A 23258-nucleotide genomic window follows, 5' to 3' on the forward strand; every position below is an offset into this window, starting at 1 on the left:
CAGGACTCTTTTCCTAGGTTGACTTGGTTTATTTTAGCTACGGTTTCTTATTGCCGAGAACTGTAGATAGATTTTAACAGCTACATGAAGTATCAGTACCGTTTGAATTTATATTGGAGACCTTTATGCAAAAGTATTTACTAAATACCTTAGTTGTTTTTGTTTTATTTTCATTAGTTGGTTGTCAGTCGAATCAGGCAACTTCTAATATGTTTAGGTCTTTTACACCCTTGGCTACTCCTAGCGCCGATTTAACGCAAGCAGTACAAGAAGCATTAATGCGTAATGATGATCTTGCTGTTTCCCAAGTGCATGTGCAAACTAGGCAAGATGTTGTGATTCTATCTGGATATGTTAAAAAGATTAGGCTCAGTGATACTGCAGAACAAATAGCGCGTCAGGTACCAGGTGTACGTATTGTAGAAAATCATATAATCGTCCGACCATAGACGTTAATGTTCTCCATTTGTACTATATTTATAAAATAGGTTAAGTATGTTCAAATGGAGAATAAAATGGCTGACCTAATTCATAATGCCTTGCCAGTAACAAAGCGAAAAATTATTTTTATCCATCCAGACGATTCTGTAAGAAAAAGCATTGATATGATGACGGAATATGATATCGGTGCATTGGTTGTTGTGGACAATGACAATCAATTAGTAGGTATAGTAAGTGAACGAGATATCGTGCGTTCTTGTCTGCACAAATGCATTAATTTGGAAACGGGAAAAGTTGCAGATGTGGTACATAGAGATGTCACCATACTTAGCCCTAATGATGTTGTAGAAAAAGCAATGCAAGCTATGACCGCGACTAAAAGAAGACATGTGTTGATTCGTGATGAAAATAATGAATTTGTTGCAATTTTATCCATAGGTGATTTGCTTTATCACATACTTGAAGATAAGACTAGAGTGATAGAGCAATTAGAAAATTATATCCATACCTATTAACAGAGTTTTTTAGGATGATATAGTATCCTTTTAAATGCACTTACGAATCCTATGAAAACTGTTTTCAAGTTGCTTCTAATTTTCTTTGTATTTCATGCCAATATGTGGGCTGCTGAATTATCGCCCACATGGTATTCCAAGACAGATAACAAGGTGGTTATCAATGTAGAAATGTTTCTGTCGTCAACCTGCCCCCATTGTCAAAAGGCTGATGCATTCTTTCACGATACAGAAGCAAAATATCCGGATTTGCATGTTCAACGGTATTATATTAATCAGGACAAAAATGCATTAGGTCGTTTTTATCAATTATTGAGCGCTCAGCAAATGGATGATTTTGCTGTTCCATCAATCTATATTTGTAATTCGCGTTGGGTTGGTTTTGCTTCAGCAGAAACCACTGGCAAAGATTTATTGCATGCGATTAATTATTGTAAGAAACAAATTGAAAATAAAGGTAAATTAAACCTTGAAACAGTTAATACCTTGCGCCATTTAGCTAATGCAAATCGATTTATTACGGGATTGACAGAAAAACCGTCAAGGATTCGTTTTACAACGACAATCGCGTTTATGGATTCTTTTAGTCCTTGTGCATTTTTTTGTTTTGCAGGATTTCTTGCTTTTCTTTTAATTGAAACACAGAAAAAAAAGCAGCTTATAGCCAGTCTTTTATTTGCCTCTTCAGTGGCAATAGTCCACTATTTTCAACAAGTTTATACCAGTACTTTTTTTGAGTTGTTGCCTTGGATGCATGTTCCCGCCGTATTATTAGGTTTAATGACAATTTATTTTGTGGGGCAATATTATAAACAAAAGTATTCCAAGACTTTGTATTTTTTATTAGCTTTTTTCTTAGGGATGATCACTACAATTTATCAGCAAACCTGTGTGATGAATTGGTCTACAATTTTTGAACAATGGCTAAATGATCAACACTTATCAAGTGTGCAGGCAAGTTTATATCAATTGCTGTATCAAGGAGTGTACATACTCCCTTTACTCTTGATTTTACTTATTTATTTTATCTTGATTAGGGTCGAGCGCTTTGCTGCATTACGAACAAAATTAGCCACTATTGGCTTGTTATTTTTGCTTGCAATCGCTGTAAGTTTGGTGGTCTATCCATTTGTATTGTCCAACTTTGGAATCTCTATCGTGCTTTTATTTATCTTGATGATTATTGGTTACTTTTTAAATTTGACTTGATCTTGCTTTGATGATTTGGGATTATCATCTCTCTTTGTTTGTAATAGCTCAGGGTTCACTAATGTTTACCCGGTTGGGTTTGTCCGCAAGATGCGCCAAATACGACCGTTCCTTGATAGGGGCTGAGCACTTACCTTTGTTTTTCAGGTGATAACATGAGCAAGCCCATTAATATCCCCGTTGTTGTTGAGAGCGGGAAAAAATATAAAACATCTCATGGCGTAACAGCAATTAAAGATGGAGTAAAACCAACAGGGTTAGTTTATGAACGTTTACCTAAACCTAAATGGTTGCGCGTCGTCAATCATACTACTCCTGAGTATCACCAAGTAAAAGAACAGGTACAAAAACACCGTTTGGCTACTGTTTGTGAAGAAGCAAAGTGTCCTAATATTGCTGAATGCTGGTCGCATGGTACGGCTACGATTATGTTAATGGGGGCTGTATGCACACGAGCATGTCGTTTCTGCTCAGTAGATACTGGTAATCCTCATGGTTGGTTGGATCTGCAAGAACCAGAAAACACAGCAAATACCGTTGCATTAATGAATTTAGATTATGTCGTGTTAACCTCAGTAAACAGAGATGATTTACCTGATGGTGGCGCAAATCATTATGCACAAACGATACGTGCGATTAAACAACGCTCTCCAAAAACTAAAGTAGAAGCATTAACTCCTGATTTTCAAGGTGTAGAAAGAGATATTGCGGTATTACTCGATAGTGGTGTTGATGTATTTGCACAAAATGTTGAAACGGTAGAACGTTTAACTCATCCGGTGCGTGATAATAGAGCGGGTTATAGGCAAACACTAAACGTTCTCGCATTTGCTAAACGCTATAGACCAGATGTCTTGACCAAAACCAGCTTGATGTTAGGTTTAGGTGAAACAGATGAAGAAATTATACAAACAATGGATGACTTGCGTGCCCATAATGTAGATATTCTTACTCTGGGACAATATTTGCAACCGACAAAAAACCATTTACCTATCGCGCGTTATGTGACTCCAGAAACCTTTGCTGAGCTTAGGCAAATCGGATTAAAAAAAGGATTTTTTGAAGTAGCTTCCGGACCTTTAGTTCGTTCAAGTTATCGAGCAGACCGAATATTTAAACAAGATAATTTAGGTTTAGATAATTAACTTTATATTTTGTGGCCCGGGTGAGTTGAAACCCGGGAAACAATTTCTCTCTGGTTATATTTGATCAATAAAGTATATCCATTTATAACTTAACGGATAGAGAGCTGGATCTTGACAAGTCATCTTCACTAGGTTGATATTTCTGCAATTGATGACTCATGAAACCGACAACTTTATCAGCAATCGCCTGACTGTACACAGTTACCTTTTTTTCCTCTTTAGGATGCTTGAGTTTAACTTCTGCTAATTCAATAGATAATTTGTCAGCCCATTCCTTACATAAGTAAAAATTACTATCTATTTTGTATAATGGAGCGAGATATTGGCCATTTGTCATTTTAAAAGTTTTAATGATTTGATTGATTGTTTCTGTTGTTACTTTAGTAACGATGTCCGGTATTAATTCCTTTTTGCTACCCGTTATTTGTTGATCTAATAGAGTGAATATTAGGGCCTGGAATGAATGAAAATCCATGATAACAGGTGCATTAATACTCAATGAATGATTTAATTGTGTGCTTAATTCTGCATTAGATTCTTCAACAATCCCAGACTCAATAATCAATTGGGTAAGCTTTTTTAATTGTGCATGTATGGCTTCAAGAACTTCTTCAGGCTGTTTGAGTACAAGCTTTCGTAATGAAATGATTTCAGGCAGGGTATTTATTTCATTATCACTGAGCGCAAGCTCCGGAGGTAATTCAGGGTTAATGAATATATTAAACTTCATCAACATTAATTCGGCACGCAAAGCACGAGCCTTTTCTATTGCATATTTTTGTAGTGCTGCATTTAACTTTGGTGTTTCTTCAGTTTCAAATTCTGTTGGCTTGTTATTAAAATTACCATTGAGCATTGCTTCTAATACTGCATTTTGAAAATAATGAAAAACCAGTTCTCTGTTAATTTGAATACCTTCTTTGGAATACCAACTCACATAGATTGGGTCAAGAACATCCAATAAAGCTCGGATTTCTTTGATTACCTTTGCCTTTAAAGGATAAAGTCGACGATTTTTTTCATACTGAACCATAATATTAAATGCCAATGAAGACTTCAGAAATATGGCGCCTCGTGCTTTAGCATCATTGCTGGTTTTTTCTTCGAAATAGTTTTCATATGCAACTGTATCTCCCCATAAAGAACACGTAGATTGATCGTTTTTGATTAATTCATTCAAAGTAATACGCGTAAAAAGAGAGAGGTTAGTACTGCTTAAACTTAAGCTGCGTCTGGGCTTTGACGTGGAAGCAACTTCCTGGATTTTATCTTTTTGATATTGGAAAAAAGAACTTTTTTGCCTTGAAATAGTTGCTTTAGACCCCGTGATTTTATCCTTTAGTTCGCGAATATGATCTAAGATTTGATATACTTTATCAAAAATTTTGATGTCCCTAATGATAATTTCGTCCTTATCATATGTTATACCAGGAAATTTTTTAAATAGATCAAGCGACATTTTAGGTACAAATTGAACTTGAGTATCTTTTTTAATGCAATACATTAGGCAAGTGGCTTGATTGCTTTTTTCATTCAATTCCCAAACGAATGGGTTGCCTTCAAATGTAATATCTGGAAAATAAATCTTCATATGAAATGCACTCTAGTTAAAAAATTGCATGGTACGAATTACCTACTGAACAAGCAAGTACATCTCTATATTTTTAAATTAAGGACAAAAAATTATATGTGAGCAAAGGAGGGGGATTGTTTAGATTAATAATAAAGCACAGAACATGTACTTATCATTGATGAGTATTCCCTGCTAGTTGTGATTTTGAAATACAAACATTCCATTGATTGTGTCATTTCTAGTTCATGCTAACCAATCGAACAATAGAGGGCAAACAAAAATCTTACTCTAATTTTACTATTTTAGTCATACGTAATAATTTATTGATCTTAATTTCCAAAGAGCTACACTCCATCATAAGCAAATTCAGCATCAAAGCTAACAAATTTTTATCTTCTTTTGAGTATATCTCCGCAACGGCCATTAATTTACGCTTAGGTTTTAATTGAGAAAGATTTTCTTTTAACTCGATTAAAGTATTACTTAAAAAAACAAGGCTCTCTTCATCCTGCTCGTTGATTTTAACTTCCTCATAAAGGATTAACGCGATTATTGAGGCATAATAACGGAAAATATGGCGGAGTGATTGCAGAATATCTGTTGCAACTTGCGTATATTGAGAGTCCTTTCCAATTTCGACTCGTGCTTCATTAATTAACGTTTGAAAACGCAGAATAAGTGCCGCAATATTAGATTCACATTGTTCTAAATATTGGCGTAAATCTGTTTTTGAATTATCCAGGCTTGCAAGATAAACCGATAAAGTTGCATATTCAGTTAAAAATTTTTGTATTTCTAAAATGAGAACTTTTGTTGCGCGAGTTGGAAAAAAAAAACGTAATGTAAAGATGCCGATTAATATACCAATAATTACATTTGTAGGTCGCATAAACACATAGGTAAAATTATTATAATTAATAAGACAAATGGCGAGAGTTACAGTGCCTAAAATTCCAATATAACTTTTTTTAGTTCCTAAAAATAAATAAGTATATAAAAAGATTCCAATAATAAATCCAATAAGATTCATAATATAAGTATTATGAAAGAGCAAAATAATAATCAGGCTATATAATGCGCTGCTAAGGGTTGCGATGGCTCGCATTGAACATCGAGTCAATGAAGCTCCAATTGTATGTTGTTCAAACAAAACGATAAATAAAGAAATATAAACCCAGGTTGGCTCAACAATATTGAAATACGTCGTAATGATCAAAGCGATAATCAGGCTGATGGCCATACGTGCAGCCATTATTGTTTTTTCGGATGTCACTTCCATAAGAAAATTATACCTTAATAATGACATAACAAGTTGCTCCAACAGGCAGCGGATAATGTTTGGGGTCATAATCATCGAGCTTAATCTGTACTGGAAAACGCTGAGGCAGAAGTAACCAATTATTCGTATCATTGGTTACAGTTTGTAGCTGAGTCTTGGGGTTTGTAATTTGACGATTAGCAGCCCAAGCCCTTGATACTACCGTTCCATGGTACAATTTCGTCCCAAAGTACATTCGGGGAATAATATAGACCTTCGCTCCTGTCTTTACCATACGCAAATCCAGCTCAGTAAAATTTGCTTGAATGAAAAAATCATCCGTATCAACAAAAGAAAATATAGGTTTATTAATTTCAATGGGCGTCCCCAAGGATAGATACATATTTTGAATGCGACCATTACTTTGTGCATAAACAGTCGTGTGTTCTAAATTAACCTTGGCATAACGTGTTTTATAAATTAACGATTTGATTTTGTGTTGTATACTCTGAATATTTCTTTCATCCAAGCTTATTTGTTGTTTTTGCATGTTCACTTTGGCCAAACTGCCACGATCTTCATATTGCAAATCCTTGACATTAATTTCAGATATTGCCCCAGATTTTAAAACTGCCTTATTTCGAAGATAATTTAAGTGAATTCTATTATATTCTTGAAGGTATTGTATGAGTAATTGCTTATCTTTTTGTAATTGATATTGCAAGCTTTGAAGATCCTCTTTTGCAGTAAGAGTCTCCTCAACTAACCTATTATAAATGAGCTTATAAGGTTCTTGGAAAACGGTAAACAAAGGCTGTCCCTTATGAACATATTGCTCATTTTTGACGTATAAATCAGTAATGTATCCACTGACAATAGCAGCTACAGGACGAATATTTGCAACGACAAATGCATTATTGGTAAACGGTATTAAAAAGGAAAAAAAGTAATATAAAACTGCAAGTAAGGCTAGGGATAACACAACTGTATAAGGTTTTAACTTTCGAAGTTTTTGTGTTACCATTTTTTTACGTCAGTCATGTTATTTTTATGGAAGTCGTTTAATTGCGCATCCTGGCCACACTAATTATTTTAGTCATGACAAGTGCGCTGGTTGCATGCATGCCAAGCACAAAAAATTCACGTCTTACGTCGATTCCTATTCCTAAGTATCTGAAAGACTCAAGTAATCATCATGCATTAAATCAGCTTCCTTATCAAGCTTGGTGGCAAGATTTTAAAGACCCTTTTCTTAATCAACTTGTAGATACAGCGCTTCTTTACAATAATAATGTGACGATAGCCAAACGATCGATTCATGTTGCCCATGCTGAACTACAAACGATTCGCTTAAATTGGCTTCCGGGGCTGAATATTTTAATGGGTTTCTCTCAAGATCCCGCTTTAGGCAATCCAGGGGTCTTTTATGGTGCTCTACCTAGCTATTACCAAAATTTTGTTGCTCTTTATTTTCAGCAAAAAAAAGCAGAATTTGTCTTGCAACGTTCTAAAGCATATTATCTTGGTGTGCGTTTGACGGTCATTGGAGAAGTTATTAGTAGTTATTTTTCTCTACTCGCATGGCATCATCAATTAGCGCTACTGAAGCAAATTGAACAGGATTATAAAGAACTATTAGCATCGTTAGAAATAGCAAAAAAACATGGATTAGCAAATAATTTGCAATTATTAACTTTGACAAGCCAATTACAGAGCATTCTAGGTCAGCAAAAACAAGTACAAAACAATATTATCGCAAGTGAGAATGCTTTACGTTACTTAATCAATCAGCCTCCAGGAGAAATAAATTCAAGCCAATTATTTATTAACTTACCAAGTAAAGCAGTGCTACTGAATAAGATTAATACTCAAGTAATACTCCGACGTCCGGATGTAATGGTGGCCTTAACGTCTCTGCTTGCAGCATGTAGTGGAGTCAATGTTGCAGAATCTCAACTCCTTCCAGCCCTAACCCTAGATTATTTTTGGGGGAAAGCGAGCTTAAATGGCACATTTAAGAGTCCTACACATGCAGCACCTTATGGAGATATGTATGCAACATTTAACTTATCTCCCTCAATATTTGGACAAATTATCACAAGTAAGGCGACTTTTAATAGAAGTCTAGCGGAATATAACAATACCATCCAAAATGCATTGCGCCTGATTGCTAATAGTATCGCTGCCAATCAAAAGCTTATGGCCAAATATAATGAAGACTATCTCTCTCTAGCATCATTGAGGAAAAGATATCAACTACAACAGGACCTCTATCATAAAGGTCTTATCAGCCATAATGATTTGTTATACAGCAGGGTTGAAATTAAACAACAAGACTACAGATTAACCATTAGCAAATTAGAACAGTTATTTAGTTTTATCAGCCTTTATGAAGAATTAGCTGCAGGTATATTTTATCAGGAGCAGGACCTGGCAGATTATAATCCAAAAGTGCCTTAGACGCGCTTTCTCAGATTGTAACCTCTTATTTTTCCAGGCAAAAATTTTGATTTTCTACCTCTTGGAATAATATATTCTCTACAGGAAACTGACTAATTTATCAGCAATTACTTGGTTATAAGTGCTTCATTTGTCTCATTATTAGGTTTTTGAGTTTAAATTCTGCTGCTACTGTTGGTTCCTTTTGTACATTTAACTTAAAATAATGCCTCTTTTTTTCATTATATTTTGTAAAATATAGGCGAAAAAATACATGATAATACCCAGTCCCATGGCACAGACCCCGAGAACAAAATAATAGTTTTGGTAATAAGGCAGACTTTCTATAGGAGAATGAATTGTATTGGGAATAGCAACCCAAGCAGCAATTCTTCCGGAGATAGCATGTGCCAAAGAACTGGCGAGATACCATACACCCATAGCAAAGGCAATTGATTTTTTATCACAATATAGACCTACCATGCTTAAACCAATTGCACTGACCCATAATTCTGCAATAGAAATGAGTATATAGGTTAAAGCAATATAGTTGCCATTAATTATCCCAGTGGTGGTGGTCGTAGCAGCAAATGACATCACTAAAAGAGCAATACCTGCAAGCGCAGTACCGGAGGCGAATTGATAGGGAATGGTAAAGCGGGGAAATATTTTATAGAAACGAGGTAATTGGCTGCCAATAGCTAAGATAAGTAATGGATTCAATATTTGATAATGAGCTGGTGAAACAGTTAAACCAAACAAATTATGGTCGGAATTATTTTCAGCAAATAAAATTAATGTGCTATTCATTTGGTTGTAGATAACAAAAAATACTACGGCTTCTACGATGAGCAGCAAAGCGACCATTTGTTTGTCACGTACAACACCTTTAAGTGTTAGCGTTTTTCTTAGAAACCATACAATTCCTATACCACACCCTGTGGCGATGATCGTGCTGGCAATATAAACATGAGAATAGGCAAATAAAGTCAGTGTATAAATAGTAGCTATATAAGCAATTAAGCGAAATATGCTTGATTTGGATAATTTAGATTGATCTTTACCCCAAATGACATTTTCATAAATGGAATAGCGCTTTGCAAAATTTAAAGCAGCAATTGATTTGCCGACGAAGGTCAAGGTAAGGATAGAAAGCGGACCATAACGGCTTTCAAAGAGTACTGGAGCAATTAAAGTCGCTAATAATGCGCCCACATTAATTGCTATGTAATAGTAAGTCATGGCCGATTTTGCTTTAATGGCATCATCTGAATAGATATGCGATACCATGCTTGAAGAGGTTCCCATCAAAAGGGAGTTGGTGGCAGGAATAAATGCATAAGCAGCAATAAAAAAAGTATCTCCCAGAGAGTTTACAGTGTATCCACTAATCATAACGAGCAAATAAGCACAGGCCAATAGAATGCTTCCAAGAAGTATGGATCTTCTAATCCCCACAACAGTATCAGCCATATACCCACCTAACATGGGCATCAGATAACCCATTGCATGAGCTACTCCAATAAATGCATATGCTTTGGCCTGGCTATATCCTAAACCTTGAGACCATACAGGGCGGGTTAAAAATAAAACTAATATGGTGTTCAATGCATATACAGAGAATTGGCTCCAGAAGGTAATAAATATGATGTTATTGGCTTGTTTTTGTCGGAGAGCCAATTCAGGTAAATAATTCTTCACATCTTGAGAAATCATTTTTCCTACCTCACTATCCAAAGATAATTATCAGATTATCATTTTCTGGCAAGAACGACATCAATTATGTGTGTGTCATGATAGGGAAAAGTGAATATTTTACTAAAAAGACGTTTAAGTCTTTGAATTAAAAATATTTTCGGTAACATCCTAATAGATAAAGTATTGAGAAACCAGGTTCCTTCAATACCGAAAAGGGCTAATTCATCAATAGTATTTAGAGTGATGGGTATTTCCAGACGTTGATGAGCGATGACTTCAAATTGATGTTGTTTGAATGCTTGCATCAATTCATTATTGTTCGCAGCAACAGTGGTGCTTTTTACAATGGATTTGTAATAATGTCCAACAACACTGCTTAAAATAGAGTCTTCTGTAATAAATTCGGCTAAACGTTGTTGAGCGACTGGAAATGAATCATAAGTTGTAGTAATCATAGAAAAATGACCATTTGCTCGCGTCAGTAATTTGGCCTCATGGAATAAAACTTTAATCGGAATATAAGCGTTAATAAAGTGAGCCAGAATTAAATCTTGGCTATGGGGCGGTAAGAATTTGCTTGCTTGTGCGGCGCTACCTTCAATGGTGATTAGGGGTAATGTCTCACGGGCATGTTTTAACATCTCTGCAGAAACATCAATTCCTGTGAACTCTGCCTGTGGCATAACTTGTTGTAGTTTTTTTAAAAATGCGCCATCGCCAACCCCCAAATCAAGTATTTTATAATGAGGTTTCACTCCCAAATAAAAACGCTTCATTTGCTCAATTGCTACTTGATGACTCTGGCTAATCGCACCAAAACGATTGGCCATGGCATAGTTTTCAGCGATGTTGTTGTACATGGCCTTTAAGGACATGCAAAATTTCCTGTTTAATAAGGTTCGGTAAGTATATCTCTAAATGAAGGAAATTTGCGACTGGTGAACAAGGAAAAATTAACTAATTCGTTTTTTTGACTTGCTAATTTTTATTTTGAGGGTATATTTTCACGTGTTTTTCAAAAAATCGGACATGATATTTACCCTAATTGGGGGTAAATAGGAGTCTCATCTTGAGGGTAGATAAGTACAAAATGTTCACGCAATTAACAACTAATTTAGTGATCTGATTGCTTTTAGATGAGCCAGATTAAAATTTTTTGCATGAAATACCATAAAAAGAGATAATTTAACCGTTTTCTTAATACTCTGTTAATAATCACAGTGTAAAATTAAACACGTATAGCAAATATTTTTTTTGTTTTTAGTCGTTTTGGCTATCAAGAATACCATGGATAGCGTTCTGTGGAGGAATAGATAGCTGCTTTGTTAGGGAGATTTTTATGTTAATTTTGACTCGGCGTATTGGTGAAACCTTAATTATTGGTGATGATGTTAATATTACCGTGCTAGGTGTAAAAGGAAACCAGGTTCGCCTAGGTATCAATGCACCTAAAGATGTATCTGTCCATCGTGAAGAAATTTATTTACGCATACAACAAGAAAAACAATCAGACGAGTCTGAAGAAGCAGTATAAATCGATTTCCTCGCAGTTCATCCAGTTCCGAGCACTTAAAAACGCTCGGGACGAACTTTAATTTTTATACAATCCCCTCATATTTAGTAACTTCTAATAATTATTCATGAAGCGACGTATCACCTGACGAGAGAAAATGCTTTGTTCCTGATTCATCTTGAAGTATTAATTGTCCTAGCTGATTAATTCCACAAGCAACTCCAGATAGAGTATCTAAAGATTGAGTTACTTTAATTTTTTTTCCAAACAGATAATCCGATTTATTCCATTCATCCATAAAGCAGTTAAGCTCATGATGTATAAATTTGGTTAAATAGCGTTCTAAATTGATAATTAGTTTTGCAATAAGCACATTACGATCAAAATATTGTTTGGTTATTTCATATAATGAGCACCAGGGCTTATCTGGAAGAGGATGGTTTTGTGTATCAGTATTGACGTTTAAGCCGACTCCTATGATGACTTGAATATTGCCATTAGATTCAGCCAATATTTCAATCAAACTACCGCATAATTTTTTGTGAGTCCACAAAATATCATTTGGCCATTTAATTTTGATATTGTATGATACATCTAATTCATTTAACGTTGCTAAAATGGCCAAACTGGCTACCAGGCTTAATCCTGAAAGTTTGGTCAAGTCGTAGTTGAGATTCCAGCGGCTCGAGCAATAAATATTTTCACCAAATGGCGAGTGCCAGTGACGCCCAAACCGACCTCGCCCCTGAGTTTGAATTTCAGCGCAACAAATATCTACATTATTTGAAGGAGGCAAATCTTTAAGATAGCGATTTGTAGAATCAATGGAGGTAACTACATGCACTTTGAATGGAGTCAATTGTGATTGCAACGTGAGATGCTCCATAATGTGTTCTTTCTTTAACAAAATAAGTGGGTAGGGGAGCTGATAACCTTGATGTCTTATCCTTTCGACAGGGATCCCTGACTCAATTAATTGATTAATTTGTTTCCAAATTGCCGAGCGCGTAATACCTATAGCTGCTCCCAATTCAGAACCACTATGGCAGCGTCCATCGCCAAGTAACTGTAATAATGTGAGTTGTGAAGGAGTGAAGTGCATTGATGTAAACCTAAAAAATCAAGTTGTTATTTTGCTCTAGATGAATAAATCCATGTCTTATCTCCCTTATAGTAGGATGATGACATAACGCTCCACTGCAAGCGACTTCAGGCATGAAAGAGCGTAATTGCCAAGTCATGTTATGCAATGGATCATTCACCAATTGCTTGGTTGGCATGGATATGGGAACACTAAAATGTTTAGTCGGATATGAAAGGCCTAAGCCACAAGCTTTAATAAAGGCTTCTTTTTGTGCCCAAACATGAAAGAAAATAGCAGGTTTTAGAGCAAGAGGTACTTTAATAAATTCTTCATATTCCTGATCAGAAAATAAATTTTTCGCAATCCCTTCATAGGGTCGAGCGGAATATTTTTCTATGTCTACGCCCATGGGAAAGTTTTTTCCTACTGCAAGTAATGCCAAATCCCCAGTATGACTGATGTTAAATTGCAGCTTTGTTGCATTAATGACATCGGGTTTTCCATGAGCATTATAGGTAAATTCCAGTTGGTCCGGTGACGTATTTAGATAATTTGCCAATATGACTCTCATCGTTGCTCTGGCGGTAGAGAAACGCCGTTTGTGTCTGCTGAAATAAAATCGTTCTGCACGCGCCTGCTCATCACGATTTAAGAGTTCGTATGCATTTTTAAATTCATGTGCTAAAGAAAATTGCCAAAGATCAATTCGAGCTTCGTTTAAGACGCAGTTTTCTGTATTTAAAGGGTTGAATCCAGTAATGATCATATGCTTTGTTTGAATCTGGCATCAATTGTCGGTTAAGGTTATCATATACCATGATATTTAATTCACCAAAGAGTATTCAATGAGCCGACAATTTTTGGATTTTGAGCAACCCATCGAAGAGTTGAATCAAAAAATTGAAGCACTTCGCATGATAGGTCATGATAACGAAGTGAATTTAAGTGATGAAATAGCGCGACTTCAAGCAAAATGTTCTGAACTAACCTCACAAGTTTTTTCAAACCTGGAGCCTTGGCAAGTTGCACAAATGGCAAGGCATCCGCTGAGACCACAAACTACAGATTATATCGAACGTATTTTTACTGACTTCCAGGAACTGCACGGTGATAGAAGTTGTTCTTCAGCCCCTGCAATTATTGGCGGCTTGGCGCGTTTGAATGGTGAGCCGGTGATGGTACTTGGTCATCAGAAAGGTAAACGAACTAAAGAAAAGGTATACCGTAATTTTGGTATGGCTCGCCCAGAGGAGTATCGAAAAGCCTTACGTTTGATGAATATGGCTGAAAAATTCAAATTACCTGTGTTTACATTTATTGATACAGCTGGAGCATATCCTGGGATTGGTGCTGAGGAACGCAATCAATCTGAAGCAATTGCTCGAAATCTGTTTGTGATGTCACGTCTTAAAACGCCAATTATCTGTGTGGTAACTGGTGAAGCAGGATCTGGAGGTGCATTAGCAATTGGGGTTGGTGATCGAATATTAATGCTCCAATTTGGCATTTACTCAGTAATTTCCCCTGAGGGGTGTGCTTCGATTCTTTGGAAAGATGCATCTAAAGCTAGTGAAGCTGCACGTGCGATGAGGATCACAGCAGATAAGATTCTGGAAAATAAGTTAATTGATATGATAGTTCCTGAACCATTAGGTGGGGCTCATCGTAATGTTGATGACATGGCTGCACGATTAAAAGATATTTTAGTTAGCGAATTACGTACTCTAAAGAAATTAACTTTAGAGCAGTTGGTCGAAAATCGATACCAAAAATTTATGGCTATGGGGGCAACAGATTAAACCTTTATTAAGTGCCGAGTGGTTTTCTCGCCTAAGTCATTTTAATAAATTAATTGTAGGTTTTAGTGGTGGGCTTGACTCAACAGTGCTCTTGCATGTTCTTGCTTCCCACCCGGCTTTACTTGCTAAATTGGTCGCAGTGCATGTTAATCATGGTATTAGTGCTAATGCATCTCTTTGGCAAGTACACTGCCAACAGTTTTGCCAGGATTTAAGCATTTCTTTAATTACCCAGTCAGTGCAATTTGATCGTTCTGCTAATGTTGAAGAAGGTGCGCGTATTGCACGTTATGCCGTTTTTTCTTCTCTGATGGCGGAACAAGATTGCTTGATTTTAGGGCATCATCTAGACGATCAAGCAGAAACAGTACTTTTACAACTATTTAGAGGGGCTGGAATAGACGGGTTGGCCGCTATGTCTGATTTTAGTCAACTTGAAATAGGAACAATTGCCAGACCTTTTTTAAACCATTCCCGTGAGCAATTGAAACATTATGCTGATGTGCATCAATTAAGTTGGATTGAAGATGAGAGCAATCAAGATATCAGCTATTCCCGCAATTATCTTCGTCAGCAAATAATACCTTTGTTGCAAAGAAAATGGCCTGGAGTTGTCGGTAATATTGCAAGAACAGCGCTTCATTGCCAACAGGCGAAACGAAATCTAGACATACTGGCATCTCAAGATATGGTTTTGGAAGATAATAAGGAAGCATTAACAAATAATATTTTATTTATCAGTCCATTAAACAAACTCAGCCGTGATCGTATTGCGAATGTACTTAGAGTCTGGTTGAAGAATAATCAGGTCCAATTACCTTCAACGGCTACTTTTGGGCGATTGATTGATGAAGTAATCTTCGCAGGTCTAGATGCGGTACCAGAAGTGAGTTGGGGGGAAGTAACAGTACGTCGTTATCAAAAATATTTATATTTAGATAAAAAAAACATAGGTACCTTGATTTCATCTGTTGAATGGTCTTCATTTCCTTTGCCTTTACTGCTCCCTGATGTCGGCATTAATTTATTGGCGAAAAAAAACAGGCAGGGATTGGTGATTCCTCCAGATACAAAAATATTTGTCCGATTTAGACAAGGAGGTGAAGAGTTTTTTTGGCATGGTCAGACCAAACGGTTAAAAAAACTATTCCAGGAATGGGGGATTCCACCTTGGTTGAGAGAGCAAGTTCCCTTGGTTTATTTTAATGATAAACTCGCAGCGGTAGTCGGTTATGCAATGAGTGATTTATTTTTTTCTAAAGAACATCCTGACGCTTGGATTTTTATTAATTGATATCATTGTGTCTGGGGGGAATAGAGACTTGAGTTGATTTGCCTCCAGCCTCTATTGGGGATCCAAATTAGAAGCCTAGACGACCATTTTCTATATCAAATCGTTCATTTGGGGCAAAGTCAGTATCTCGTTCATATGCGATTTCCATTGCATTATTCACATTGTCCCTAATCTCTTGTGCACTCTTTGCCAAGCCATTTTGCTTGAAGAAGAGATATTGAGATAAAACGTGTCGTGCTGTTGGACTTTGTGCTAATTTTTTTTGAGTTTCGGAAATAAGATCAAGTTCTCCATCTTCGTTCATCCACTCGTGTGCTTTAACTTTCATTACTCACCTCTGTTTTAAAAAAGAACGCCATGATACATGATAAAGCACAAAACTCAAGTATCAATCAATTGAAATTTATATAAAATTTTGCTTGCGTTTAAAAAAATATTTCGATTTTTATTAATCTCATTTAGATTAATAAAATAAATAAAATCTCAAAGTGTTCACCATGAAAAGCATCTCGGAAATTAAAGAACTGCTAGTCCTTTGTGATACCCCAGCCAATATTTCAGCAGACCTTATGGCATTTTTCTTATATTTAAAAGAAATGAAACGTGAAAAAAATTATAAATTTAAAGCATTCGCAATGTGCAGCGATGAGATAGATTTATTACACGAACTCATTGAGCATATGATTGAATATTGCAACAAAGATCTACGATTTCAAATCGCTATTTCAAAATGGGATGGAAGTGAGCAATTAAATCATTGGTCTTTTTTAGAGTTTAATTTTAAGAGAACCAATAGTTCTCGCACATTGGATATTCTGATTTGTGATCCATTGGGTTTCGAGCAGTCGCTGGTTTTAACTAATTTATTAAGCAGCAAGATGAGATTTGGTAATTTAAGTAAAAAATGCTCACTGACAGTCTATATCCCTACAGATATTTTGCAAATTAAAGGTCGTATCTGTGCTTATTTTGTTACCGATAGCATTTCGATGTTATCGAATCAAGATAGGTACTGTCCAATTTATGATTATATGAACTCCCATCAGCAAAAGGAAAAAAATCGATTAGCAGTTGATACGTTGAACCGTTTTCGCATGTCTATGGTGTGTTGTTATATGGAAGATGAGCTTGATAGTATGTATCAGTTTAATATGGTTATTAGTTCTTTGCCTGTTCGGCTTTTACGCACGAAACAATTGATTAGTGATTTAGAACGTGAAGTTCGAGACTCTGAGTTTAAAGAAGAAATTGTGAACGGCAAAGGGGAGACAGCATGGGGATCTATTGATAGAAACTTATTCTTTGTTAAAGATCGCCAGAGCGAAGAGCAACATAGAAATATGAGGGTTAATAAAAAAATGGAGAAGTTGGTAGGAATGGCTAGTGAAGCATCCTCTTCATTAAGTTCCTCAGAGGATGTTCAACTGATTAATGAAGGAATACAAAAACATCGTATATCCGGTCTAGAAAAACTAATCAAACAACACAGTGATCAATGTGCTTTAAGTTGTTCTTAGCACTCCGGTAAATTCACTGCCAAACCTCCCATAGAGGTTTCCTTATAAATGCTTTGCATGTCCATGCCAGTTTGTTTCATAGTTTTGATTACTTTATCTAAAGAAATTTGATGTTGACCATCACCAATAAGAGCCATTCGCGTTGCATTCACTGCTTTTACTGCACCCATAGCGTTCCGTTCAATACAAGGTATTTGTACCAAGCCTAATACTGGATCACAGGTCATACCTAAATGATGCTCCATAGCAATTTCTGCTGCATTTTCTACTTGAGCTACAGTTCCACCAAGAACAGCAGTAAGACCTGCTGCAGCCATTGAAGAGGCAACACCCACTTCACCTTGGCATCCTACTTCAGCGCCAGAAATGGATGCGCCTTTTTTATAAAGTATGCCTATCGCTGCGGCAGTTAGGAAATAAGTGTATATATCTTCATGGTTCATTTTATCGTGTGCGCGTTGACAATATTTAAGCACGGCTGGAATAATGCCCGCGGCACCATTGGTAGGTGCAGTAACGATACGCCCGCCTGCTGCATTTTCCTCGTTCACGGCCATGGCATAAAGATTTAACAAGTTCATGATATCTGATTGTTCAAAAACGCTTTTCACTCCTTTTTCGCTCATAAGCTTTTTATATAAATCAGGTGCACGTCTTTTTAAATTGAGCCCTCCAGGTAATATACCTTCATGTTGGCATCCATTGGAAATGCAATCATCCATCACTTTAGCAATTGCTAAAATACCGGTATGGATTTCTTCTGTGCTACGCCAGGTTCTTTCATTAATAAGCATTAATTCAGCGATGCTTAAATTATTTTTCTGGCACAGTTCCAAGAGTTGGGTTGCTGTAGAAAAAGGATATGGAGGTGGGTTCGTTTCTTCGGTAGCTTTGGAAAAATCTTCTTCAGTAGTGATAAATCCACCACCAATTGAGTAATAAACTTGTGCAATTAATAAATTATCTTGAGCATCAAAAACAGAAAAACGCATACCATTTGAATGTTTGGGCAATAGCTCTTTTTGCAAAAAGAGAAAATCAGTGGATTCGTTAAATTTAATGTCCTTTTTGCCTGCCAGATTTAGTGTATGAGAACTGAGTATTTCATGCATACGAGGTACCATAGATTCAGGAGCTACAGTCTCGGGTGTTTTATTCTCCAACCCATTTAAAATCGCTTTATCGGTGCCATGGCCTTTTCCGGTTAAAGCAAGTGAACCATAAAGTTCTATTTTTACTCGCTGAACCTCATTCATAAATTGTTTGTCTTCAAGTAATGTTAAAAAGGCATTAGCAGCAAGCATAGGACCTACAGTATGGGAGCTTGACGGGCCGATTCCAATGGAAAATAAATCAAATACACTGATGTTCATGTGTGTTCATCTCTAGTTACAATTAGTGCAAAGTGTAGAGGGATCTTAATTATTTGTCTATTTTAATTATAGTGAACTATTGACTTTGGGATTTGTCATGTATTTCTGGTTGTGTATTTCTGGCTGTGACTCATTCCATGAAGGGATATGTATTAAGATTATCTAATGCACTGAACTTTATAATATAGTTACAATTAATCGTGCTTAAATGCTGGTAATTTCATGTGATTTTAGGCAGAATTATGTTGCATTTTAGTTAGAATGCAATATCTTTCTATATAAAAATGGGAAGATATGCAAAATAGAAAGACTACAAGGGGATTCTTTATGAAGATGAAATTGGTCACTGCAGCCATTATGGGGCTGGCAATGTCTACTGCAATGGCTGCTACTGATGCTACATCGCTTGTTACGGATAAAGATAAATTATCTTATAGTATTGGTGCTGATTTAGGAAAAAATTTCAAAAATCAAGGTATTGATATTAATCCGGAAGCATTGGCTAAAGGAATGCAAGATGGTATGTCTGGTGCCCAATTGATTTTGACCGAACAACAAATGAAAGATGTTCTGAATAAATTTCAGAAAGATCTGATGGCAAAACGCAGTGCGGAGTTTAATAAAAAAGCTGAAGAGAACAAATCTAAAGGCGATGCCTTTTTGTCAGCTAACAAGTCAAAATCTGGTGTAGTTGTATTGCCAAGTGGTTTGCAATATAAAGTTATTGAAGCAGGTACAGGTAATAAGCCTGGTAAATCTGATACAGTAACTGTTGAATACACAGGTACATTAATTGATGGTACTGTATTTGATAGCACTGAAAAAACAGGAAAACCCGCTACATTCCAAGTATCACAAGTAATTCCTGGTTGGACAGAAGCATTGCAATTAATGCCTGCTGGATCTACATGGGAAATTTATGTGCCTTCAGACTTGGCTTATGGTCCACGTAGTGTAGGTGGTCCTATAGGTCCAAATGAAACTTTGATTTTCAAAATTCATTTGATCTCTGTGAAAAAAGCCTAATCAATGAAGAAGGGATTTCCCTCCTTATCATATCCTACTCCTAAAAACAGGAGTAGGATTCTCCCTTAGAGAAGAATTCTACTGCCATTACGAGATCTGCAAGATGAATAAGCGCCTATTTATTGTTTTTATTTTAGGTTTTTCCTCTGGCTTACCAATGGCATTAATCAGCAGTACCTTGCAAGCATGGTTTGCATACAGTGGAATGTCAGTCTTTGCAACTGGAACGTTAAGCCTTATTAGTTTGCCCTATGCCTATCGTATTTTTTGGGGACCTGTTCTGGATCGATATTCTTTATTCAGTATGGGTAAAAGACGAAGTTGGATATTAAGCATGCAATGTTTATTGCTGCTTGGATTTAACTTGATGGCCTGGTTTACTCCAGAACAATATCCTAAATTGATGGCTTTCCTTGCTTTAATATTAGCTTGTTTTTCTGCCACTCAAGATATCGCAATCGATGCGCATCGAGCAGAATATTTACCAGATAGTGAACATGGCTTAGGTGCTTCTCTAGCGGTATTAGGGTACCGGATTGCATTATTGTTATCAGGTGGTTTGGCTTTGGTTATGGCGCAGAAATTCGGCTGGGCATTTACCTATCGTTTTATGGGTATTATGATGGTTGCGGGCATATTTGCTGTCATCTTTAGTCAAGAGCCTAGTGTTGAAATCCAGGAAAAGAATAATTTTGCTTTATCTTATTTAGCTCCGATTAAGGAATTGATATTACGTCCAGGAGTAGTTCCGCTTTTGCTGTTTATTTTTTGTTATAAGTTGGGTGAAGCATTTACAACCACTACAAGTGGAATTGTTATGCCTTTTTTAATTCAAGGACTTGGTTTTTCTTTAGAGACCATTGGTTACATCAATAAAATGTTAGGAGTTGGCGCCATCTTGCTTGGAGGTTTGTGTGCAGGGTTTTTATTGATGCGTCTTTCTTTATATCGTTCATTACTTTTCTTTGGCTTGTTGCAAGCATTGACCAATGTTCTATTTCTTGTTTTAGCCATAATAGGAAAGAACGTTACATTATTAGCGATCGCGGTATTTTTTGATAATTTCGCAGCAGGAATGGGGTCTACAGCCTTGGTTGCTTTATTTATGCGTTTGGTTGACAAACAATATACTGGAACTCAATTTTCGATGCTCGTGGCTTTATCGACGATCCCTCGCATTATTTCCGGACCTGTCGCTGCGAGCATTCAAATGGCAATAGGGTGGGTTGGTTTGTATCAACTTTCTATTTTATTTGCTTTAGCATTTATACCCTTTTTGATTTTGATCAAAGAGCAAACTAAAGAAAATCGACAAGACCTAAATGCTGTAGAAAAAGAAGGTCAATTAAATCCAATACAGTGATGCAGTTGGATTACATGTATTTTTTATTTAATTTGATTACAATTCCACTGACCCCAATTAACAGTAGTCCAATTATAATCAACGTAATTGGCCAGCCTATAGCGTGGGGGAAATGCTGGCTCGAGAAATATAAAATAAAGCACAGAGTAGCCACGCTGGCATTGATAAGTAAGATGCGACTGCTTTCTATAATCGCCATATATATTAAACCACAAGCTAATCCCAAATAGAGTATTTCATAGTACTGATTTTTAACGATGTCGAAGGTTACTAAAAGCAGGACTAATGATGATATAAAAAAGAGTAATCCCGTGATACTTTGGTATTTTGAGTGATTTATAAACGAGCTTACAGCGAGTAAGGAACTGCTGAGAGTAAACCATTTTAAGCGCTCGGATATACCAAGTAATTCAAATACTGCCAGGAAAAACGAATAACAGAAAAATAAAGTAATAAAGGCCAGTGTCGTATGCCTGTTGCTCATAAATGCAATACCATATTGTAAAAAGAGAATGAGGCTGACTACGAGTACCCCCCAAGTAGGCATCAATATGGAAGTATATTGCGACAATAGCGTAAGCAAGCCATCTGCTTCAAGAATTGCAGCAACAGGAAATAATGGGGCTGTGATTTTATAGTGCTTTTCTTGGTAATAAAGACCTAGCAGGAAGAACAAAAATCCAAAACCCAAGTTTAAAATAATGCGGCTATTACCGGCTGTATAAGCAAAAAGAATCCATCCAAATACAAATGTAGTGACTGTAAGAATAAGGGCTTTGTCGGATAAAATAGCAAAGCGTTGATGAATGAAGTAAATAATCGCTATGATTAATATCCACCATATGGGGAGTATCAAATTATATTCTTGCAATAAGATTACTAGTCCTGTTGGTTCAAGAAATAGGGCAATCAAAAATAAAGGTGTCGAAGCTTTTAGATAATTAGGATGTTTCAAGCATAGAAATGCCAAAATAAATGATGAAAAACCAAACCCCAGAGTTAAGGTAACTCGTTCATAGATATTAAAGTCTTGCCATCTCATGACAATCAAAGCACAAATGCCTGCAAAGATGAGTATACCGCCTATATAGCTATAGAGTTTATTCAACCAATTTGTTTGATCTGCAGAGCGTATAACTTGAGCTGGTTTTAATGCTAAAGCTATTTCACTAATGTTGATTTGATAACGTTTGGCGAGTTCAACAATTTTTTGTAATGCGTCTTCTTTATTCATGGCTTAACCCAACCAATAAATTGGACATTATTAGGTGTAACATAACGTCCTGTACCCAGGTTGGATAGTTTAACGCAGGTGGCGCTTTTTTTGAGACAGATCCCGTTATTTCCATAAATACTTCCTCGAAAAAGCTCTGCCAGTAATCCTGTATTAAAATTATTATTATCTGTATACAAAACATAGCCGTCAGGAGATTCTAGTTCAGTATCCAGTTTAAATTGCTTGGCTGACTCTACCATTTCCTCTTTAAAGTTTGAGTTATTGCTAAAACTTGGAATATCTAAAGGTAGTTCCCGTACTTTCTGTGTTTTAGCATCAAATAAATAAAGTTTTTTCATTCCCCAATAGGAGTTATTTTGCACTTTGCTATATTGAGCGACCAATCGATTATTTTTAACGACTAAATTAACTCGCAGAGGAAAAGAGGGGGATGAGGAATCCAAAATCGAAAATAGCAGGCTATAACGCGGTGGAGCCGTTTTAAAAAAAGGAATGTTTGCAATAACAAAAACAAGTATGAGTAGAATTGGCAATGACAGTCCAGCTAGCAAGGTCAGATGACTTTTTATCCACTTGGTCGACATCACAATTCCTTAGCTCACATTGTGCTTCTTTATAGTATAGGCAGATTTTATTTTTATGATTTAAAACAGATAATCAAAAAATTGAAGATTGTCGGTCAATGCCGAGAAAGCCTGCTTTTTTAATTTGTTTGGCTCTACCCCAAAAAAGGGGGCATTTTAATCAAGTTAGTCTAGACTAACCCATTGATTT

Annotated in this window: 22 protein-coding genes; 11 read left to right on the forward strand and 11 right to left on the reverse strand. The window is 36.2% G+C overall.

The genetic code is table 11. From position 1 onward, the window contains the following. Nucleotides 1-125: 125 nt before the first annotated feature. From DGG96_RS18205 to lipA, 4 genes are all read left to right on the forward strand, one after another. Nucleotides 126-449 (forward strand): BON domain-containing protein, encoded by a 324-nt coding sequence (locus DGG96_RS18205; protein ID WP_110143958.1) that lies wholly within the window; start codon nucleotides 126-128, stop codon nucleotides 447-449. A 66-nt stretch (nucleotides 450-515) separates the two neighbouring features. Further along, a complete protein-coding gene (locus DGG96_RS18210) occupies nucleotides 516-956 on the forward strand; it encodes a CBS domain-containing protein (protein ID WP_110143959.1) in 441 nt (146 codons plus the stop codon). Between the two features lie 51 nt (nucleotides 957-1007). Beyond that, nucleotides 1008-2165, forward strand: coding sequence for a hypothetical protein (locus DGG96_RS18215; protein ID WP_110143960.1), 1158 nt, complete (start codon nucleotides 1008-1010; stop codon nucleotides 2163-2165). A 155-nt stretch (nucleotides 2166-2320) separates the two neighbouring features. After that, nucleotides 2321-3310: a lipoyl synthase gene (gene lipA / locus DGG96_RS18220; RefSeq protein ID WP_110143961.1), complete on the forward strand. Its 990-nt coding sequence runs from the start codon at nucleotides 2321-2323 to the stop codon at nucleotides 3308-3310. Between the two features lie 82 nt (nucleotides 3311-3392). Here lipA and DGG96_RS18225 read toward each other — a convergent pair whose 3' ends face one another. From DGG96_RS18225 to DGG96_RS18235, 3 genes are all read right to left on the reverse strand, one after another. Beyond that, nucleotides 3393-4901 carry a hypothetical protein gene (locus DGG96_RS18225; RefSeq protein ID WP_110143962.1) on the reverse strand — a complete coding sequence of 503 codons (1509 nt, stop codon included), beginning with the start codon at nucleotides 4899-4901 and terminating at the stop codon, nucleotides 3393-3395. A gap of 265 nt (nucleotides 4902-5166) precedes the next feature. Continuing rightward, the gene (locus DGG96_RS18230) at nucleotides 5167-6189 is read right to left on the reverse strand and encodes an FUSC family protein (RefSeq protein ID WP_233590628.1); all 1023 of its coding nucleotides are present in this window, start codon (nucleotides 6187-6189) and stop codon (nucleotides 5167-5169) included. Next, nucleotides 6170-7165 (reverse strand): HlyD family secretion protein, encoded by a 996-nt coding sequence (locus DGG96_RS18235; protein ID WP_110143963.1) that lies wholly within the window; start codon nucleotides 7163-7165, stop codon nucleotides 6170-6172. The genes DGG96_RS18230 and DGG96_RS18235 overlap by 20 nt, the downstream gene beginning before the upstream one ends. Nucleotides 7166-7263: 98 nt before the next feature. Between DGG96_RS18235 and DGG96_RS18240 the strand changes: the two genes are divergently transcribed. Continuing rightward, nucleotides 7264-8601 carry a TolC family protein gene (locus DGG96_RS18240; RefSeq protein WP_233590627.1) on the forward strand — a complete coding sequence of 446 codons (1338 nt, stop codon included), beginning with the start codon at nucleotides 7264-7266 and terminating at the stop codon, nucleotides 8599-8601. Between the two features lie 192 nt (nucleotides 8602-8793). Here the strand turns inward: DGG96_RS18240 and DGG96_RS18245 are convergent, their stop codons facing one another. Both DGG96_RS18245 and DGG96_RS18250 read right to left on the reverse strand, forming a co-directional pair. Continuing rightward, on the reverse strand, nucleotides 8794-10296 hold the full coding sequence (locus DGG96_RS18245; RefSeq protein ID WP_110143965.1) for a peptide MFS transporter: 1503 nt from the start codon (nucleotides 10294-10296) through the stop codon (nucleotides 8794-8796). Nucleotides 10297-10334: 38 nt separating this feature from the next. Further along, nucleotides 10335-11153, reverse strand: a complete 819-nt coding sequence (locus DGG96_RS18250; RefSeq protein ID WP_110143966.1) for a class I SAM-dependent methyltransferase — start codon at nucleotides 11151-11153, stop codon at nucleotides 10335-10337. Between the two features lie 464 nt (nucleotides 11154-11617). Between DGG96_RS18250 and csrA the strand changes: the two genes are divergently transcribed. Then, nucleotides 11618-11812 (forward strand): carbon storage regulator CsrA, encoded by a 195-nt coding sequence (gene csrA, locus DGG96_RS18255; RefSeq protein ID WP_010654169.1) that lies wholly within the window; start codon nucleotides 11618-11620, stop codon nucleotides 11810-11812. Between the two features lie 100 nt (nucleotides 11813-11912). On the opposite strand, the gene DGG96_RS18260 is transcribed toward csrA, so the two are convergent. Both DGG96_RS18260 and DGG96_RS18265 read right to left on the reverse strand, forming a co-directional pair. Next, nucleotides 11913-12893, reverse strand: a complete 981-nt coding sequence (locus tag DGG96_RS18260; RefSeq protein WP_110143967.1) for a biotin--[acetyl-CoA-carboxylase] ligase — start codon at nucleotides 12891-12893, stop codon at nucleotides 11913-11915. A gap of 10 nt (nucleotides 12894-12903) precedes the next feature. Continuing rightward, nucleotides 12904-13641 carry a 4'-phosphopantetheinyl transferase family protein gene (locus tag DGG96_RS18265; RefSeq protein WP_110143968.1) on the reverse strand — a complete coding sequence of 246 codons (738 nt, stop codon included), beginning with the start codon at nucleotides 13639-13641 and terminating at the stop codon, nucleotides 12904-12906. Nucleotides 13642-13720: 79 nt separating this feature from the next. Here DGG96_RS18265 and DGG96_RS18270 point away from each other — a divergent pair, with 79 nt between their 5' ends. Continuing rightward, nucleotides 13721-14674 (forward strand): acetyl-CoA carboxylase carboxyltransferase subunit alpha, encoded by a 954-nt coding sequence (locus tag DGG96_RS18270; RefSeq protein ID WP_110143969.1) that lies wholly within the window; start codon nucleotides 13721-13723, stop codon nucleotides 14672-14674. Continuing rightward, complete coding sequence (gene tilS, locus DGG96_RS18275; protein ID WP_199739266.1) at nucleotides 14670-15968, forward strand: tRNA lysidine(34) synthetase TilS; 1299 nt, start codon at nucleotides 14670-14672, stop codon at nucleotides 15966-15968. The genes DGG96_RS18270 and tilS overlap by 5 nt, the downstream gene beginning before the upstream one ends. Before the next feature lie 67 nt (nucleotides 15969-16035). On the opposite strand, the gene DGG96_RS18280 is transcribed toward tilS, so the two are convergent. Then, the gene (locus DGG96_RS18280) at nucleotides 16036-16296 is read right to left on the reverse strand and encodes a hypothetical protein (protein WP_110143971.1); all 261 of its coding nucleotides are present in this window, start codon (nucleotides 16294-16296) and stop codon (nucleotides 16036-16038) included. A 169-nt stretch (nucleotides 16297-16465) separates the two neighbouring features. Between DGG96_RS18280 and DGG96_RS18285 the strand changes: the two genes are divergently transcribed. Continuing rightward, nucleotides 16466-17485 carry a hypothetical protein gene (locus DGG96_RS18285; protein WP_110143972.1) on the forward strand — a complete coding sequence of 340 codons (1020 nt, stop codon included), beginning with the start codon at nucleotides 16466-16468 and terminating at the stop codon, nucleotides 17483-17485. On the opposite strand, the gene DGG96_RS18290 is transcribed toward DGG96_RS18285, so the two are convergent. Continuing rightward, nucleotides 17482-18858: an L-serine ammonia-lyase gene (locus DGG96_RS18290; protein WP_110143973.1), complete on the reverse strand. Its 1377-nt coding sequence runs from the start codon at nucleotides 18856-18858 to the stop codon at nucleotides 17482-17484. The two genes, DGG96_RS18285 and DGG96_RS18290, sit on opposite strands and share 4 nt — an antisense overlap. A gap of 327 nt (nucleotides 18859-19185) precedes the next feature. On the opposite strand from DGG96_RS18290, the gene DGG96_RS18295 reads away from it, so the two are divergent. After that, a complete protein-coding gene (locus tag DGG96_RS18295) occupies nucleotides 19186-19884 on the forward strand; it encodes a BamJ family beta-barrel-assembly machinery protein (protein WP_110143974.1) in 699 nt (232 codons plus the stop codon). 103 nt (nucleotides 19885-19987) lie between these two features. Then, entirely contained in the window at nucleotides 19988-21247 is a 1260-nt protein-coding gene (locus DGG96_RS18300; RefSeq protein ID WP_165831645.1) for an AmpG family muropeptide MFS transporter, read from the forward strand. Between the two features lie 10 nt (nucleotides 21248-21257). Here the strand turns inward: DGG96_RS18300 and DGG96_RS18305 are convergent, their stop codons facing one another. Both DGG96_RS18305 and DGG96_RS18310 read right to left on the reverse strand, forming a co-directional pair. Then, nucleotides 21258-22481, reverse strand: a complete 1224-nt coding sequence (locus DGG96_RS18305) for a hypothetical protein (protein ID WP_110143976.1) — start codon at nucleotides 22479-22481, stop codon at nucleotides 21258-21260. Continuing rightward, nucleotides 22478-23068 carry a hypothetical protein gene (locus DGG96_RS18310; protein ID WP_110143977.1) on the reverse strand — a complete coding sequence of 197 codons (591 nt, stop codon included), beginning with the start codon at nucleotides 23066-23068 and terminating at the stop codon, nucleotides 22478-22480. The genes DGG96_RS18305 and DGG96_RS18310 overlap by 4 nt, the downstream gene beginning before the upstream one ends. Between the last annotated feature and the right edge of the window lie 190 nt (nucleotides 23069-23258).

The sequence above is a fragment of the Legionella qingyii genome, assembly GCF_003184185.1.